Here is a 16,780-nt window from a genome sequence, read left to right as displayed (position 1 = left end):
AGAAACCTGCCGCACCGGGCAAGCCGCGTGAACCGCTTCGACGCAAAACTGAAGCGGACAAATGATGTGCTACCAAACCGGACAACTTGATTTGCTACCGACACTCCCTCGTCCGCTTCTGCCCTAATGAATGGCCGTTGCCAGAAACGCCGCGTCGCGTTCATACAAGCAGGGCGCAAAACCGGGAGACTGAAATGCCTGCCCAAAGCAATCTCCAGCCGGTGCTGACGGCTGCCGAAATCAACACGCTGATGGCAACCGTTTTCCCGCAGCTCAACGACCAGTTCACCTTCTATGAGGCGTTGGAGGTGTTTCCGGGCGGTTGTATCGTGCGACTCAATGCCGACGAGCGCCATTTGCGCCCCGGCGGCACCGTGTCGGGTTCGGCGCTGTTCACGCTGGCCGACATAGGCGGCTATGTCTGCGTGCTATCGCATGCCGGACCGGATGCGCTTTCGGTCACCACCAGCCTCAACATCAATTTCGTCCGCAAGGCCGAGGCCGGGCCGATCGACGGCCATTGCCGCATCCTGAAGCTGGGCAAGAGCCTGATGGTGTTCGATATCGACATCGTCGCCGGCTCGGATGGACAGACCGTGGCGCACGCAACGGGCACCTATTCGATCCCGCCAAGGCGGGTACCGGCCTGATGCTTTCTATTGAATTTTTTGTTGATGCGTATATATGTGCGCACAGGTGATCTTTGCTTGAGCGTGACAGCCGCAAAATCTTGAAGCGTCTCAAGGATGATGGTTTCGAGCTGGTTTCGGTACGCGGCTCGCATCACAAGTTTCGAAAGGGCGAGATCGTGTTGATCGTTCCGCATCCGGAGAACGATCTACCAACCGGTACAGCTCGCGCCATCGCCAAACAAGCGGGCTGGATGTAGGTGACCTGAAGCGTCTTGGAGGCTGAGATGAAGAACTATTTCGCGTTGGTCGATAAAGATCCCAACAGCGCGTTCGGCATTCGCTTTCCCGACATTCCCGGCTGCTTTTCAGCCGCGGACGAGGCGGAAGACATCGTTCCGAATGCAGTCGAAGCGTTGCAACTGTGGGCAGAGGACATGCCTGTTCCCGAACCGTCCAGCCATGAGGCGATCGTCGCGCTTGCGGATATACGCAAAGCACTTGCTGAAGGAGGCTATCTGGTCTCGGTACCACTCATCGACAATGACAGCGCCGTCGTGAGGGCGAATGTAACTTTCGAGCGCGGCGTCTTGCGGGCGATCGACGCCGCAGCGCGCGACCGAGGCATAACGCGATCGGCATTCCTCTCCAGCGCAGCTCGCAAGGAAATCGAGGCAAAGCACTGAACTTACCTGACACAGGGCCAAAATCGCGATGTGGTAAAATCATACCTTTAACTCAAACCCTTGTTTTCATTTAAGTATATCTTCCGGCAATCATTTCATGCGCCTTGACGCGATAACCACCCTCCCCTATAAACCGTGACGAAGCAGCGGCCCGCAAAGGCCGCCGTTTTGTTATTGGCGACGGCAAGTGCCTTTTGCCAATCCAAGCAACAAGAAACGCCTTCCCTTGTCGTTCGTGAATGGGGGAAGGTCCGAACCGAAAGCAACAATCCATGGCAACCTTTTCGCAGAAGCCTGCGGATGTGGTGAAGAAGTGGGTGCTGATCGACGCCGAGGGTCTCGTCGTCGGCCGTCTCGCCACTGTCATCGCCAATCATCTTCGCGGCAAGCATAAGCCCACCTTCACCCCGCACGTCGACGACGGCGACAACGTCATCGTCATCAATGCCGACAAGGTGGTGTTCACCGGCAAGAAGTTCACCGACAAGGTCTATTACTGGCACACCGGCCACCCCGGCGGCGTCAAGGAGCGCACCGCGCGCCAGCTGCTCGAGGGCCGCTTTCCCGAGCGTGTCGTCGAAAAGGCCGTCGAACGCATGATCCCGCGCGGCCCGCTCGGCCGACGCCAGATGAAGAATCTCCGCGTCTATGCAGGCACGGAACATCCGCATGTCGCCCAGCAGCCCGTTGTCCTCGACGTGGCCAAGCTGAACGCCAAGAACAAGAAGGTTTCGTAAGATGGCTGAGCTTTCCTCGCTCGCAGAACTCGGAACTGCCACCGGCAACACCAACACCCAGCCGGCAGCACCCGTCCATGTCCAGAAGCTCGACAAATCGGGCCGCGCCTATGCCACCGGCAAGCGCAAGAACGCCATCGCGCGCGTCTGGGTGAAGCCCGGCTCCGGCAAGATCGTCGTCAACGACAAGGTGTTCGCCGAATATTTCGCGCGTCCGGTCCTGCAGATGATCCTCAACCAGCCGATCATCGCCGCCAACCGCGCCGGCCAGTACGACATCGTTGCCACCGTCATCGGCGGCGGCCTTTCCGGCCAGGCTGGTGCCGTGCGCCACGGCATCTCCAAGGCGCTGACCTATTACGAGCCGGCGCTGCGCGCCGTACTCAAGAAGGGCGGCTTCCTGACCCGCGACAGCCGCGTCGTCGAGCGCAAGAAGTACGGCAAGGCGAAGGCCCGCCGGAGCTTCCAGTTCTCCAAGCGCTAAGCGCTGCGCAATTACACGCTATCGAAAGGCCGCCTCCGGGCGGCCTTTTCCATGAATGGCGGCACCAATCACCGGCGGCAGGCGCGGCTCGCTCGCATCGTGGCAGACTTCAGGCCTTGATGAAGTCGATAAACGCCCGGAGCGGCGCCGGCACGAGGCGCCGGCCGGGATAATAAAGGAACGGCCCGGAGAAGCTCTGCCACCAGGGTTCAAGCAGCGGCTCGAGCGCCCCGCTCTCGAAATGAGGGCGTAGCCAATCCTCGAACAGGCTGATGATGCCGGTGCCGGCGATGGCTGCATCGACTTTGAGGTCCGTCGCCCCGCCCAGGGTCACGAGAAGCGGCCCCGTCGGGTCGACCCGCACCACCTCGCCGTCGCGCTCGAATTCCCACGGCGGCATCGCACGGCTGGCAAAGCGGCCGCGCAGGCAGGCGTGGCCGAGCAGGTCGCTCGGGTGTTGCGGCCGGCCATGACGATCCAGGTAGGCAGGGCTGGCGGCGGTGGCGAAACGCTGCACGCGCGGTCCGATCGGCACGGCGATCATGTCCTGCTCCAGGCGCTCGTCGTAGCGGATGCCGGCGTCGCAGCCGGCCGCCAGCACATCGACGAAGCTTTCCTCAGCGATCACCTCCAGCCGGATGCGGGGATAGGCGGCAAGGAACCGCGGGACGATGCTGGGCAGGACCAGCCGCGCCGCGCTGACCGGCACGTTGAGGCGCAACAAGCCCGCCGGCCTGTCGCGAAAGCCGTTCACCACGTCGAGAGCCGACTCCACCTCGGTCAAGGCTGGACCGAGCCGCGCCAGCAGGCCTTCGCCGGCCTCCGTCAGGACGACGCTGCGGGTCGTCCTGTTGAGCAGCCTGACACCGAGCTGCGTCTCAAGGCGGCGCACCGCCTCGCTCAAACCCGACGCGCTGCCGCCGCTGGCGCGGGCGCCATCGCGAAAACCCTTGGCGCGCGCCACGGTCACGAAAGCGTTCAGATCCCCGAGATCGATCTTCATTGTTCGTCATTCCGCACAGCCTGTGCGGATTGTACCCAATTATCATGGGATCGGACAGCGTCTATCTGTGCGCCATCCCTGAAGGAGAAAGACCATGTCCAGTATCGACCAGTCCGGCACATTCATCCTCGGCGACCGCAAAGTCAGACGGCTCGGCTACGGCGCCATGCAGCTCGCAGGGCCCGGCGTCTTCGGCCCACCAAAGGACCACGACGCGGCATTGGCCGTACTGCGCGAAGCCGTTGCACAAGGCGTCAACCACATCGACACCAGCGACTTCTATGGCCCGCACGTGACCAACCTGTTGATCCGCGAAGCGCTCGCACCCTATCCCGACGACCTCGTTATAGTCACCAAGATCGGCGCCCGGCGCGGCCAGGGCGGATCGTGGCTGCCGGCCTTCTCGGCCCAAGAACTCACCCAGGCGGTGCACGACAATTTGCACAATCTCGGGCTCGACGTGCTGGAGGCGGTCAACCTTCGGATCATGTTCGACGCGCATGGCCCCGCCGAAGGGTCGATCGAGGCGCCGCTTGCGACGCTCGCCGAGCTTCAGCGACAGGGCCTCGTGCGCCACATCGGGCTGAGCAACGTCACCGCTGCGCAGATCGCCGAAGGCCACAGGATTTGCAAGATCGTTTGCGTGCAGAATCAGTACAATCTGGCGCATCGGGGCGACGATGCCTTGATTGACGATCTCGCCCGCGACGGCATCGCCTATGTGCCGTTCTTCCCGCTTGGCGGCTTCAATCCGTTGCAGTCGTCGACCTTGTCCAAGGTCGCCGCACGCCTCGGCGCCACGCCCATGCAGGTCGCGCTCGCCTGGCTGCTTCGCCGCGCGCCCAACATTCTTCTGATCCCAGGCACGTCTTCCGTCGCGCATCTCAGGGAGAACCTCGCCGCGGGCGATCTCGCGTTGCCCGAAGATGCGATCGAGGAACTGGACAGTATCGCCGGCAATGTCCCCGCTCACGCGTAGCGCCGCAATCGCTCTGGTTCGTGCCCGGCGTTAGTTAATGCTGGCCGTACTCGCCGGCTCGGCCGGGCGCTTCTCACCGGCGTAGGGCACGCGAAAACCGTTCGCCGCCAGCCAACCGATGGCCGCCTTCGGTTCGTCGGTCTGGATGATGGTGGCGCCGCGCTCGACCCAGAAGCCATAAGTCTCGCGCGGCAGGCTGGCCGCAACCGCCAGCTCGTCGCCGCGACCGCCGGCAAGGAAGCCGCCAGGCTTGTTGACGATGGCATAGGTGTCGGCCCAGATGTGCCAGTCGCCCCTCACCGCCAGCGCGCGCATGCGCGGGCTGAACAGCGGGCCGCCGGTCTCCGTCAGCGTCTCTGATCCCATGCGCCAGTTGATCATCTCGACTGCGCGCATCGGGAAGGCCCGGCTCAGTTCCTCGGCAAACATGGCGTCGCGAACCGCGTCATCGGCGATGATCGGCATGAACTGGAAGCCGCTGCCGATCTCGGCCATGGCAGCCTTGACCCTGGCGATCCTCTCCGCATTCCACAGGTTCTCTTTGACGATCACCTGTTCGGCCATGCCGAGATCGCGGGCGACGGCGACCATGCCGGCGAGGCTTCGGGTGTCGAGCTTGTTGTCGAGGTTGACGAGAATCCTGTCCCTGGTCGCCACCAGCATCTCGCGCAACGTCGAGACCGTCTCGCCCGTAACGGCGCCGGTGCCTTCGATCACCAACCGGCAGGTCTTGAGTTCGGCCAATGTGCGGTTGACCACCTCGCCCTTGCAGGTCGTGGTGCGGTCAAGCCAGCTGTCATGCATGACGACGAATTCTCCGTCCTTCGAGCGCCTGATGTCGACCTCGACGATTTCGGCGCCCATTGCGATCGACGCCTCGACGGCGGCGATCGAGTTTTCGGGATAGAGCGTCTTACCGGCCTGCATGCCGCCGGCGCGGTGCGCGGCCACCATCACATGGTCGCGCCATTGGTTGGCGTGCTCGAAACGGTCGAGAATCTGCCTGGCGCGCGTTTCGCCTGCCGATGCCTGGCAAAGGGAGACCGCCAGCGCCGCGGAAAGCAGAAGGCTCGGCCAAATCGTTCGCATGAGGCAAGTCGTTCGCACGAGAATCGCTCCGTACCGGGATCGCACCCCGGTTAAGCGATGCCCGTGACAGGCAGGTGAACGAAGCCGGCTTCGCAAACGCAGGAAAATCAGATCAATGCCTGCCGAAGCAGCCGTTGGCGGCTACTTTCGGTTATTTACCAGGCAATCTCCGGGCCGGCCATGCGGGGTTCGCCTGGCGAGCAAGGATTTGTGACCGGATCGAATGGCCGTGATCCTCCGCAGGGGTCGCAATTCTGAGAATTATGTCCAATAAGGTTGCGCGTCGACGCACAGGAGATCGCTTCATGCCGCCAAGGACCATCGATCACGCCTTCACCACCCGCTCCAGGACGGGCGCGTCGTTTGAGCCGACCTACGCCGGCGCGCTGTCGTTCATGCGGCGCAAATATTCGAAGGACGTGAAGGGCGCCGATGTAGTGGTGTGGGGCATTCCCTTCGATGCGGCGGTCACCAATCGGCCGGGCGCTCGTTTCGGACCGCAGGCGATTCGCCGCGCCTCGGCCATCCTCGACAACGATCCGCAATATCCGTTTTCGCGCGACCTGTTCGAACAGCTTGCTGTGATCGACTTTGGCGACTGCCTGCTCGACAGCGGCAATCACCAGAAGACGCCTGCCACGATCGAGCGCGAAGCGGCGAAGATCCTGAAATCCGGCGCCTTTCTGCTTTCACTCGGCGGCGACCATTTCGTCACCTGGCCGCTGCTCAAGGCGCATGCCGCCATTCACGGCCCGTTGGCTCTGGTGCAGTTCGACGCACATCAGGACACCTGGCCCGACGATGGCAAGCGCATCGATCACGGCTCCTTCGTCGGCCGTGCGGTCAAGGAGGGCATCATCGATCCCGACCGCTCGATCCAGATCGGCATCCGCACCCATGCACCCGACACGTTCGGCATCAAGATCCTATATGGCCATGAAGTGGAGGAAATGCGGGCGTCCGACATCGCCTATGCCATCGTCGACCGTACGGGCGGCAAGAAGACCTACGTCACTTTCGACATCGATTGTCTGGATCCAGCTTTTGCGCCCGGCACGGGAACGCCGGTCGCGGGAGGCCCGTCTTCGGCAAAGATCCTGTCGGTGCTGCGCCAGATCAACCAGGTCGATATCGTCGGCGCCGACGTCGTCGAGGTTGCGCCAGCCTATGATCACGCCGATATAACGGCAATTGCCGGCTCGATGGTGGCCATGCACTATCTCGGGCTGCTGGCGGAACGAAAGGCCCGGCTCGAGGACATGAACCAGAGCAACCACAGCGTTGCCGGATTGAATCAGGCAAGCGGCATATAGCTTTGAGATAACAGGAATTTTGGCAGGCAATGAAACCGAAAATCTTCATCGACGGCGAGCACGGCACCACCGGTTTGCAGATAAGGGCGCTGCTTGCCGAGCGCGGCGACCTGGAAATCATCTCCATCCCGGCCGAACGCCGCAAGGAAACGGCAGCGCGCGCCGAGTTCCTCAATGCCGCCGATGTTGCGATCCTCTGCCTACCGGACGCGGCCGCCAAGGAAAGCGTTTCGCTGATCGCCAATGACACCACCAAGGTGATCGACGCCTCGACGGCGCATCGCGTCGCCGAGGGCTGGGAATATGGTTTCGCCGAAATGGACAAGGACCAGGCGAAGAAGATCGCTTCGGCGAAGCGCGTCGCCAATCCGGGCTGCTGGCCGCAAGGACCGATCGCGACGCTGCGGCCGCTGGTTGCGGCGGGGCTGTTGCCAGTCGATTTTCCGGTCACCGTCAACGGCATTTCCGGCTATTCCGGCGGCGGCCGGCCGATGATCGAAGATTATGTCGCCAAGGGCGAGGATGCGCCGGAATTCCTGCCCTACGGGCTGACCCTGCAGCACAAGCACGTGCCTGAGCTCAGGACTTATGCCAAGCTTTCGCACGATCCGATCATGCAGCCGGCAGTCGGCAATTTCGCGCAAGGCATGATCACCGTGGTGCCGCTGCAACTCGGCGGCCTCGACCATGTGCCGACCGGCGCGGAGCTTCATGCGGCAATCGCCGATCATTTCGCTTCCATCGATGGCGGCGTGGTCGAGGTGGCGCCGTATCTGCATCAGGAACGCATGCCCGACATCGATCCGGAGATCTACAACGGCACCAACCGGATGAAGCTCTATGTCTTTGCCAATGATAACAGGGCGCAGGCGCTGCTGATTGCCGTCTACGACAATCTCGGCAAGGGCGCCTCGGGCGCCGCTGTGCAGAACATGGATCTGATGCTCGGCCTTTGAATGGATGCGCCGAGATTTCCAAAGCGCTGGAAGGTCGGCGCGCCGGAGCTCATCGCCGAAACGTTCAGTAGCCGCATCTGGAAAGTTGTTCGCGAGGACGGCTCACCGGCAATCGTCAAGGATCTAAAGCCTTTCGACGATGTGGAGGACGAGTTGCGTGGCGAGCATTTCCTCGCCTGGCGACGCGGCGAAGGCGCGGTGCGGCTGCTCGGCCGCGACGGCCACCGCATGCTGCTCGAATACGCCGGCGAAATCTCGCTGTCACAGATCATTGCGGATCAGGACGACAATGCCGCCACCGCCATCGCGGCCGAGGTGATGGCAAGACTGGTCTCGCCGTCGAAGCACGCCGCCCCGCCGGACCTTCAGCCGTTGCGGAGACGGTTTTCCAGCCTGTTCAAAAAGGCGAAGGCCGATCGCGCCGCCGGCGAAAAGAGCCTGTATGTCGAAGCTGCCGAAATCGCGGAACGGCTGTTGTCCAATCCGCACGACGTACGGCCGCTGCATGGCGACCTGCATCACGACAACATCATGCACGGTCCACGCGGCTGGCTGGCGATCGATCCGAAGGGCGTCCTCGGCGACCCGGGTTTCGACGCCGCCAACATGTTCTACAACCCACTCGACCGAGATGATCTTTGCCTCGATCCGAGGCGGATCGCCCATATGGCGCAAGTCTTTGGCGCTACGCTCGGCCAGACGGGGCCTGCCGTACTGGACCACGCCGTTGCCTATGGCTGCCTGTCGGCTGCATGGCACCATGAAGATCACAATGCGGTCGACGAAAACCGCGAGCTGGCGATTGCCGCGGCAATCCGGCGGGTGCGGCTCAGCCTCTGAGAGCGATCTCGTGGGGCAGCGGGTAAGCGCCCTTGGTACCGCGCCAATGCGCAGCGGCGAAGCCCAGCAGAACCAGCGCGAATGCCTGATGCGTCAGGGCCATGTGCAGCGGCACCTGCATCAACAGGGTGCCGATGCCGATCGACGCCTGCACCACGACAATCAGGAACAGCAGCGTCGCGCGTCGGGCATGCGTCGTGCCCGGCAGACGCCGGCGTGTCGCGATCATGTGCCAGAGCGCGACCGCGAAGATCGTGTAGGCGCCGATCCGGTGGACGAACTGCACCGTCTTCGGATTTTCGAAGAAATTGCGCCATGCCGGCTCGAGCAGCAGCAGGTCGTCGGGGACCAGCTTGCCGTCCATCAGCGGCCAGGTGTTGTAGCTCAAGCCGGCGTCAAGCCCCGCGACCAGCCCGCCGAGATAGATCTGGACGAGCGGCAGCAGCACCAGAAAGCCGGCCAGACGTTGCGTCGAGCGGTCGGCGGCAGGTTCCGAGTGCGGCGCCAGCCCACGCGCGACAACCATGGTCGCCGTGAAGATCAGCGCCGCCAGCGTCAGATGCGTCGCCAGCCGGTATTGGCTGACCGAAACCCGGTCAACCAGGCCGGATGCCACCATCCACCAGCCTATCGCGCCCTGCAGCCCGCCGAGCAGGAGGATGCCCGACAATCTCGTGCCGAGGCCCCGCTCAATGCGGCGCGTCACCCAGAAGAACAGCAGCGGCAGGGCGAAGACCACGCCGACACTACGCGCCAGGATACGATGCACCCATTCCCACCAGAAGATCGACTTGAACGCCTCGATGCTCATGCCCTTGTTGAGTTCGGCATATTGCGGGATCTGCTGGTAGCGCAGGAACTCCTCCTGCCACTCGGAATCGTTGAGCGGCGGGATGACGCCGTGAATCGGCTGCCATTCGGTGATCGACAGGCCGGAATCGGTGAGCCTCGTAGCGCCGCCGACCACCACCAGCGCAAACAGCACGAGCAGCACGACATAGAGCCAACCGCGCACCAGTGCACGATTGCGAAGGTCTCGATCGCGGGCGGCGAAGGGCGCGTCGTCGGATATGGCAGCAGCCATGGGTTTGTCCCGGCAGTTGAAGTCGCGGATTGGTGAACCATCGCAACCCGGCTTGCAAGGCCGGGCGACGCGGCACGCCGTCGCGCCGTTCCTGGCGGGTTGCGCGCATTCGCCGTTCGGCCTAAGCGATAGCGATCAACGAGATCGCGCCATGCCCATTCGCCTGAAAAAGCTGATCGGAAGCTTCCTGCTGGTAGTGCTGGTCGTCGTCTATGCGCTGGTCGCCTCGATCGTCGCGGTCGCCCAACTGTCGCAGTCCGGGCCGCTGGCGCACTTCATCTTCTTCCTGCTGAGCGGGCTTTTGTGGGTGCTGCCGGCGATGGGCATCATCAAGTGGCTGATCCTGGAGCCGCGGCCGAAGGGCCGAGGCAACAGTTAAATCGTCACCACCGTCTTGCCGGCATTGGCCAGCGGCGTCGTCACGCCCGACAACATGGTTCGGATGTGGGCGATGCTCTGATAGCGGCCGTTGACTGAAATGCGCGGCAGGGCATGCAGGAACCCGGCATGCTCGGCGCGCAGTACGCCGTGGCGGGTCGTCACCGCCGACGCATAGCCGGCATCGCGGACAAGGCCCACTTCGCGGCGGCCGACTGCGCTGGCATGACCGTAGGGATAGGCGAAATGGCGCGGCTCCTCGCCGAGTTTGGCCTGCAATATGCGCTTGACGTCGCCGATCTCATGCCGCGCGTCGCTCTCGGAAAGCCGCTTCAGATTGCAATGATTGACGCTATGCGCGCCGATCGTCACCAGCGGGTGCCCGGCCATGGTGCGGATCTCGTCCCAGTTCATCAGCGTGCTCGGGCGCGGACCGCCCAACTCGATGCCGTTCGAGCGCGCCAGATCGCGCAACACCGCACGCTGGTCCCGCTCGCGCACCTTCAGCGTCAGATAGGCGTGCAGGCGCGCATTGGCCTGGACCTTTTTTCCCCGATTCGAGCAGTCGATCGTCACCGGGCCGTCCGGCGTCGTCAGCGTCAGGCGATCGCGCGCATTGACGATATCCTCAACCAGGTCCCACCACAGGTCGGCAGCGCCGTCGATCAGTCCCGGTGCGACGTAGATGGTGATCGGCGCGCCGTGCTTCTCCAGCACCGGCAGCGCCTCGGTCATGTTGTCTCGATAGGCGTCGTCGGCGGTGATCGTCGCGAACTGGCCGTCCTTGTCGCCGGCCTTGATGCGCTCGATCGCCTCGTCCAGCGTGATGAACCTGTAGCCGTTCGCCTTCATGTCGGCGATCACGATATCGAGGAACCCAGGCGCGATGTTCAAGTGTCGGTTGACGCCGTTCGGCTTTTCCGGCGTCGCGGTGACCCGATGCAGCATCAGGATGACGCCAAGGCCGCCGATAAACGGCTTGGCCAGCGGCGCGAGACCGGAATAGCGGGCGAGATTGAGCGCCAGTTTGCGAATTGCCTCGCCCCCGTCGATCATTCATTCACCTTTTGCGCCTAAGCTCATCAAGCATGGAATGCGCCTGCGCGGACCCCCAATCGCGACGAATACGCCCTAAGGATTGAGGTATGGTTGACGCCACCGCGTCATTTGACGGCAATCGGCTGGCAAGCAGCGAGGCGTCGCCGTATACCTTGCCGGCCGGCAAAGCCGGCTTGTCGATCTCGGTTGCCGATAGTGCGGCGCTGGCGGCGTACGCCGAATTCTGCCGTTCGGCGCTTTTTGCCCCGGCGCAGAGCGCAGGCTGGATCCTGAACTGGGCCGCACATACCGGTGCCGACGTTGTCGTTGCGACGCTGCGCGCCGACAACAGGCCGGTTTTCTCGTTGGCGCTGGAGGTCACTCGCAGTGGAGCGTTCCGCGTCGCCCGGTTCATGGGCGGCCGCCATGCCAACGGCAATTTTGCCGCCGCCGACCCGCAATGGCTGGCGAATGCCGATAACGCGGCGATCCGCGCTATGCTGGCTGCGATTGCCAAGGTGCGGCGTGATATCGATCTTGTTGCGCTAGAGCGGCTGCTGCCCGATCTCGACGGCGTTGCCAACCCGCTCTCCGCCTTGCCGCATTTTTCGAGCCCCAATCTGTCTCTGGCCGCCGGTCTTGTAGGAGGGTTTGATGCATTGCTCACCCGCGTGAGCGGCAAGCGCAGGCGCAAGAAGCATCGCTCGCAGGCGCGCAAATTCGGGGCCGTCGGCAGCCATTGCCGCATCGAGGCGAGGACTGCGGACGAGGTGAACAGGCTGCTCGACGCCTTTTTCGAGATGAAGGAATTCCGCTTCCGCAAGATGGGCATCGCCAATGTTTTCGGTGAAGCGGAGGTGCGTGCTTTTTTTCGCTCGCTGTTTACCGACGCGCTCCAAGAGGAAGATCCGTCCTTCGTGCTGCATGGGCTGGAAGTCGCCGGCAAGCTTCGTGCGGTCACCGGATCGAGCCGCTCGGGCAAGCGGCTGATCTGCGAATTCGGGGCGATCGCCGAGGACGAGCTCGCACACACCAGCCCCGGCGACTTCCTGTTCTTCGAGAACATCCAGGAAGCCTGCGAGGCGGGTTTTGAAATCTATGATTTCTCGGTCGGTGACGAACCCTACAAGCGATTGTGGTGCGATGTCGAAACGCAACATTTCGAGGCGCTGGTTCCGCTGACGCTGAAAGGTCGCGCGCTGGCGCTTGCGCTCAGGCACGGCGCAAGCCTGAAAGCATTCATCAAGCACAGCCCAATGGTCTGGAAGCTGACCAAGCTGCTGCGCCGCAAGGCCGTGGGCCAGACAGCACCGGCCGCAGGCGAAGACGACAGCTGATTTCGATTTGAGAAAAATGCCTCAGGCCGCCGAGCGCCGTCCCGGCATTGGCCCCGGCGCCACATGGCCGATTGGCGTGACCAGCGTTAGGTCGGGATAACCGCTCTCGATGAGCGCGACTGCGGCTTGCGTCACCTGGTCGTCCGGCTCCAGCATGGAGAGCAGCACCTCGGTGCCCTCGCCCACCAGGCGGCTGATGCCTTGCGCGTCGGCCGGCCCGCATTCGACCACAACCAGATCATAGGCCGTGGTTAGCGACTGCATGATGATCGGCAGCCGGTCGGCGGCGCGCATGGCACGGACCGGATCGGCTGTGCCGACGGGAATCACGTGGCAATCCGAATAGAGATCGGGGTGGATCACATCGCTGAACTGCGCTTGCGAGGCGAGCAGATCGGTGATGCCCGGAAACAGCCCGCTGTCCAGCATCGGCCGCGAGGCAGCACCCGAAGCGGTGAGATCAAGCAGCAGCACGCGTAGCCCAGCGTCGGAGACTGCGCGCGCCACCAGCACCGCCGAGGCAGCCGCCTCGTCGCCTTCCGGTGACACGAATATGGCCCGGGCTGCACCGGTGGCGATCAGTTTTTCCGCGGCCTTGTCGATGTCGATCTCGCCGAGGATAGAACGTGCCGGTTCAATGTCTCCAGCAGCCATTTCAGAGTACTCCGGTTCGATTTTCTCGGCAGCCGCTTCCGCCACCGCGACGGGTTCCGGCTCCACTTTGGTTTCAATGATACTGTCGTCGTCGGTCTCATCGATCTCGGCGACTGCCGGTTGGGACTGGGCAACCGGCGGGTCGGGCTCGGCCAATGCGCGGTCGGCCTGGACAGCCGGCATCGCAACCTGCTCGATGTGTTCGAAATGGGCACCGGCGGCCGGACGCATGGCGCGGCCGGAAAACAGTTCCTGCAGCAACGTGACGATCGCCATGATGAGCAACGAGCCGACAAAGGCCGCGCCGACAATCGGACCAATTTTGGGGAAATAGGGTTCGGTCGGCGCCCGGGCCTCCGAAAATAGGCGAGCGTCGACAGGCAGGTAGTTGCGATCCTTGCGTGCGGCCGCCTGGAGATAGCTGGACGAGTAGAGATCGAGTTGCTGGCGCTTGGTCGCGGCATCGCGCTGCAGCGCATCGAGTTCCACCTGCTCTTCGCCGGCGCGGGCGGACGCCGCCTTCAGCGTGTTGACGTCGGCCACGAGTTGAGCCTCCCGCGCCTTCGCCGTCTCGGCCTGCGCCATCAGACCCTTCATGATCTTTTCTGCTTCGTTACGGATCTGGCGGTCGAGATCGGCGAGTTGCGACCTCAGCGCCCGGATGCGCGGATGGTTGTCGAGCAAGGTGGTGGAAAGGTCGGCGATGTTGTTCTTGAGTTCGACTTGGCGCTCGCGCAGACGCTGGATCAGTTCGGACGACAACACCTCCGGAACGGCATCCAGTGAGCCGCCACTACGCAATGCCCTGCGCACGCTGTCGGCGGTCGCTTCCGCTGAAGCGCGGTTGGCGCGCACGCGTGACAGTTCGCTCGACAATTCGGACAGCTGCTGGGTGGCAAGCACCGAGTTGTTGCCGCCCATCAAAAGATCGGACTGGGCACGGAATGCGGCAACCTTGGCTTCCGCCTCCTTCACCCGATTCTGCAGATCCGCGATTTCCGGCGCCAGAAAGTCGGTGGCGGCGGAATTCGATTCGAGCTTGGCGTTGCCCTTGGAGGCGATATAGGCCTTTGCAATCGCGTTCGGGATCGCGGCGGCAAGCTGTGGATCCTCCGACGAGAACTCGATTGCTATCGCACGGGTTTTTTCGACGCCATAGACGTTGAGCTTCTCATGCATTGCGTCCAGCACGCGCTCTTCCAGCGGGATCTCGAAGGGATCGCTTTTCAAGCCAACGAGGACAAGGGTGCGGCTCAGCGCCGACATCTTCAGCGCCTCGTCGAATTCGGGCAATTTCGCCAGGTTGAGCTTCGCCGCTACCTGTTTGAGGATGTCGGGGGACGAGATGATCTGGACCTCGGTGGCCACAGCCTCTTCGTCGGGAATCGACCGCTCGTTGCCGTTGGCCCCGGCTGGCCGCGTGAACTCCGATTCTCGAGGCCCGATCTCCAGCTTGGCTGCCGCCTTGTATTCGGGCGTTGCAAGCCAGGCGAGCGCAAAGGCCAGGCCGGTTACAACCAGCGCGACGACAAGGATGCGCAACCAGTTTCGCGCCAGGCTGGCGAAAAGCTGCCTGAGATCGATGTCGACATCTGCGGCCGCGGATTGAACGGACATGCATCCCTGCTCCGGTACTGAGTCAGCATGCACCGTAAACAACTATGGTAACTCAGCCGTTAATATCGCGGTAAGAACCTGTTAGGCTCTACTAACAAGCCGCAAACAAGAGGCTGAAAACGATCTGCATTTGTCGATCCGGCCCGTATCGGCCGTGCGCCTTTACCGGCCATTAACCCTAACAGGATGATAACCGAGCTCGATCGTTAAGGTTTGCCGCAGAGTCGCCGGCTATTCAAAGGTACGTGTCCGCTCATGAAAAGCACTGCTCCCCTTTTCCGCGCGCTGCTTGCCGTATCGATGCTTTCGGGCTGCTCCAGCTACCGGCCGACGCCGGCCGCATTCCATGAAGTTCTCGACCAGCCCTATCGCCTCGGCGCCGGCGACCGCGTCCGCGTCACAGTGTTCGAGCAGGAAGGATTGACCAACACCTACAGTGTCGACCAATCCGGCTATCTCTCGCTGCCGCTCGTCGGCAACGTGCCGGCGCGCGGCCACACCGCCCAGCAGCTCGAGGGCGAGATCGCCGAGAAACTGCGCCAGGGCTATTTGCGGGATCCTGACGTTTCTGTCGAAATCGATCGCTACCGACCGATCTTCGTCATGGGTGAAGTGGGTGCGGCGGGCCAGTACTCCTATGTTCCGGGCCTGACCGTGCAGAAGGCCGTCGCCATCGCCGGCGGGTTCACGCCACGCGCCAACCAGGAAAGCGTCGACATTACCCGCGACATCAACGGCAAGGTGATAACCGGACGCGTGGTGACCTCCGACCCGCTACTGCCCGGCGATACAGTCTATGTTCGCGAACGCCTGTTTTGATGTGCTGACCAAGTGGCGGACACACTCAGGATCGTCCACTGCTTTCGCTCACCGGTCGGAGGCATCTTCCGGCATGTGCGCGACCTGACCGAGGCTCAGGTCGCCGCCGGCCATGCCGTCGGCATCGTCTGCGATTCGACGACGGGCGGCGATTTCGAGGAACGGCTGTTCGAACAGATGAAGGGCAGCCTGGCGCTCGGCATTCACCGCACGCCGATGCAGCGGCATGTCGGGCCAGGCGATCTCGCCTCGGCCCGGCGCACCTATAGGATCATAAAAGAATTGCGGCCGGACGTGCTGCACGGGCATGGCGCCAAAGGTGGCGCCTATGCCCGTCTGTTCGGCTCATTGTTGCGGGTATCCAGGTCTCGCGTGGCCCGCCTTTATTCGCCGCATGGCGGCTCGCTTCACTATGACGAGACCACTGCCATGGGGAAGCTGTTCTTCGCGCTCGAGCGCTTCATGGCTCGCTTCACCGATTGCCTGCTGTTCGTTTCCGATTATGAGCGACGGACTTATCGCAGGAAGGTCGGCGAGCCGCCTATTCCGAACGCTCTCGTCCACAACGGCCTGCGCGCCGCCGAGTTCGAGCCGGTGCGGACCGAGCACAATGCGGTTGACCTCCTCTACATCGGCATGATGCGAGACCTCAAAGGCCCGGACATCTTCATCGATGCGCTGGGGCTTGCCGCAACACGGCTCGGCCACCCATTGAAGGCGCTGATGGTCGGCGACGGCGACGACCTGCCGCGCTATCGCGCCCAAGTGAGTCAGCGCGGCCTGGACGTCGGCTTCCTGGCGCCGATGCCGGCCAGGCTAGCCTTCACGCTGGCCAAGCTGGTCGTCGTTCCCTCGCGCGCGGAAGCCATGCCCTATATTGTTCTGGAAGCGCTCGCCGCCGGCAAGCCGATCATCGCGACGTCGGTCGGCGGCATACCGGAAATCTTCGACACCAGCTCGCCTGCCCTGATCCGGCCCGACCCGCGCGAACTTGGCGACAAGATAAGCGCCGCATTGGCCGATCTCGACGCCTACAAGGGCCTGATGCCCGGCATCGCCGACCTCAAGGCACGATTCGGCGCCGATGTAATGGCCGCTGAAATCGAAAAGGCTTATTTCGCCGCGCAAAAAAAATAG

18 protein-coding genes are annotated in these 16,780 nt (G+C 63.0%); 13 read left to right on the top strand and 5 right to left on the bottom strand.

Features of this window, described 5'->3' with window-relative positions:
• Nucleotides 1-194: 194 nt before the first annotated feature.
• From NKI79_RS29030 to rpsI, 5 genes are all read left to right on the top strand, one after another.
• Nucleotides 195-650 carry a PaaI family thioesterase gene (locus tag NKI79_RS29030; protein WP_352806484.1) on the top strand — a complete coding sequence of 152 codons (456 nt, stop codon included), beginning with the start codon at nucleotides 195-197 and terminating at the stop codon, nucleotides 648-650.
• A 53-nt stretch (nucleotides 651-703) separates the two neighbouring features.
• On the top strand, nucleotides 704-889 hold the full coding sequence (locus tag NKI79_RS29025) for a type II toxin-antitoxin system HicA family toxin (protein WP_352806483.1): 186 nt from the start codon (nucleotides 704-706) through the stop codon (nucleotides 887-889).
• Nucleotides 890-916: 27 nt separating this feature from the next.
• A complete protein-coding gene (locus tag NKI79_RS29020) occupies nucleotides 917-1,315 on the top strand; it encodes a type II toxin-antitoxin system HicB family antitoxin (protein WP_352506478.1) in 399 nt (132 codons plus the stop codon).
• Between the two features lie 272 nt (nucleotides 1,316-1,587).
• Nucleotides 1,588-2,052 carry a 50S ribosomal protein L13 gene (rplM, locus tag NKI79_RS29015; protein WP_023674645.1) on the top strand — a complete coding sequence of 155 codons (465 nt, stop codon included), beginning with the start codon at nucleotides 1,588-1,590 and terminating at the stop codon, nucleotides 2,050-2,052.
• Nucleotide 2,053: 1 nt separating this feature from the next.
• Nucleotides 2,054-2,536 carry a 30S ribosomal protein S9 gene (gene rpsI, locus NKI79_RS29010; protein ID WP_023717316.1) on the top strand — a complete coding sequence of 161 codons (483 nt, stop codon included), beginning with the start codon at nucleotides 2,054-2,056 and terminating at the stop codon, nucleotides 2,534-2,536.
• Nucleotides 2,537-2,645: 109 nt separating this feature from the next.
• Here rpsI and NKI79_RS29005 read toward each other — a convergent pair whose 3' ends face one another.
• Nucleotides 2,646-3,539 carry a LysR family transcriptional regulator gene (locus NKI79_RS29005; protein WP_352806480.1) on the bottom strand — a complete coding sequence of 298 codons (894 nt, stop codon included), beginning with the start codon at nucleotides 3,537-3,539 and terminating at the stop codon, nucleotides 2,646-2,648.
• A 94-nt stretch (nucleotides 3,540-3,633) separates the two neighbouring features.
• Here NKI79_RS29005 and NKI79_RS29000 point away from each other — a divergent pair, with 94 nt between their 5' ends.
• Nucleotides 3,634-4,518, top strand: coding sequence for an aldo/keto reductase family oxidoreductase (locus tag NKI79_RS29000; RefSeq protein WP_352806478.1), 885 nt, complete (start codon nucleotides 3,634-3,636; stop codon nucleotides 4,516-4,518).
• Between the two features lie 30 nt (nucleotides 4,519-4,548).
• Here NKI79_RS29000 and NKI79_RS28995 read toward each other — a convergent pair whose 3' ends face one another.
• On the bottom strand, nucleotides 4,549-5,607 hold the full coding sequence (locus NKI79_RS28995; protein ID WP_352806475.1) for a glycerophosphodiester phosphodiesterase family protein: 1,059 nt from the start codon (nucleotides 5,605-5,607) through the stop codon (nucleotides 4,549-4,551).
• 305 nt (nucleotides 5,608-5,912) lie between these two features.
• Between NKI79_RS28995 and speB the strand changes: the two genes are divergently transcribed.
• The 3 genes from speB to NKI79_RS28980 are packed head-to-tail and all read left to right on the top strand — an operon-like array spanning nucleotide 5,913 to nucleotide 8,716.
• Nucleotides 5,913-6,920: an agmatinase gene (speB, locus tag NKI79_RS28990; RefSeq protein WP_352477301.1), complete on the top strand. Its 1,008-nt coding sequence runs from the start codon at nucleotides 5,913-5,915 to the stop codon at nucleotides 6,918-6,920.
• A gap of 29 nt (nucleotides 6,921-6,949) precedes the next feature.
• Nucleotides 6,950-7,876, top strand: a complete 927-nt coding sequence (gene argC, locus NKI79_RS28985) for an N-acetyl-gamma-glutamyl-phosphate reductase (RefSeq protein WP_352806473.1) — start codon at nucleotides 6,950-6,952, stop codon at nucleotides 7,874-7,876.
• The gene (locus tag NKI79_RS28980) at nucleotides 7,877-8,716 is read left to right on the top strand and encodes an aminoglycoside phosphotransferase family protein (RefSeq protein WP_352806470.1); all 840 of its coding nucleotides are present in this window, start codon (nucleotides 7,877-7,879) and stop codon (nucleotides 8,714-8,716) included.
• Here the strand turns inward: NKI79_RS28980 and NKI79_RS28975 are convergent.
• On the bottom strand, nucleotides 8,706-9,800 hold the full coding sequence (locus tag NKI79_RS28975; RefSeq protein WP_352806467.1) for a COX15/CtaA family protein: 1,095 nt from the start codon (nucleotides 9,798-9,800) through the stop codon (nucleotides 8,706-8,708). The two genes, NKI79_RS28980 and NKI79_RS28975, sit on opposite strands and share 11 nt — an antisense overlap.
• A 151-nt stretch (nucleotides 9,801-9,951) precedes the next feature.
• Between NKI79_RS28975 and NKI79_RS28970 the strand changes: the two genes are divergently transcribed.
• Nucleotides 9,952-10,179, top strand: coding sequence for a DUF2842 domain-containing protein (locus NKI79_RS28970; RefSeq protein WP_254817582.1), 228 nt, complete (start codon nucleotides 9,952-9,954; stop codon nucleotides 10,177-10,179).
• On the opposite strand, the gene NKI79_RS28965 is transcribed toward NKI79_RS28970, so the two are convergent.
• The gene (locus tag NKI79_RS28965; RefSeq protein ID WP_352806464.1) at nucleotides 10,176-11,234 is read right to left on the bottom strand and encodes a polysaccharide deacetylase family protein; all 1,059 of its coding nucleotides are present in this window, start codon (nucleotides 11,232-11,234) and stop codon (nucleotides 10,176-10,178) included. The genes NKI79_RS28970 and NKI79_RS28965 overlap by 4 nt on opposite strands.
• 89 nt (nucleotides 11,235-11,323) lie before the next feature.
• On the opposite strand from NKI79_RS28965, the gene NKI79_RS28960 reads away from it, so the two are divergent.
• A complete protein-coding gene (locus NKI79_RS28960) occupies nucleotides 11,324-12,553 on the top strand; it encodes a GNAT family N-acetyltransferase (protein WP_352650006.1) in 1,230 nt (409 codons plus the stop codon).
• A gap of 21 nt (nucleotides 12,554-12,574) precedes the next feature.
• On the opposite strand, the gene NKI79_RS28955 is transcribed toward NKI79_RS28960, so the two are convergent.
• The gene (locus NKI79_RS28955; RefSeq protein WP_352806461.1) at nucleotides 12,575-14,824 is read right to left on the bottom strand and encodes a GumC family protein; all 2,250 of its coding nucleotides are present in this window, start codon (nucleotides 14,822-14,824) and stop codon (nucleotides 12,575-12,577) included.
• Between the two features lie 255 nt (nucleotides 14,825-15,079).
• Between NKI79_RS28955 and NKI79_RS28950 the strand changes: the two genes are divergently transcribed.
• Complete coding sequence (locus NKI79_RS28950) at nucleotides 15,080-15,643, top strand: polysaccharide biosynthesis/export family protein (RefSeq protein WP_254817578.1); 564 nt, start codon at nucleotides 15,080-15,082, stop codon at nucleotides 15,641-15,643.
• A gap of 12 nt (nucleotides 15,644-15,655) precedes the next feature.
• Nucleotides 15,656-16,780 carry a glycosyltransferase family 4 protein gene (locus NKI79_RS28945; protein ID WP_352650001.1) on the top strand — a complete coding sequence of 375 codons (1,125 nt, stop codon included), beginning with the start codon at nucleotides 15,656-15,658 and terminating at the stop codon, nucleotides 16,778-16,780.

It is taken from the genome of Mesorhizobium sp. M0340 (assembly GCF_040321535.1).
Taxonomy (GTDB): Bacteria; Pseudomonadota; Alphaproteobacteria; order Rhizobiales; family Rhizobiaceae; genus Mesorhizobium.
The sequence above is the reverse complement of the archived record's forward strand: the minus strand, read 5'-3'. Positions and strand labels throughout refer to the sequence as shown.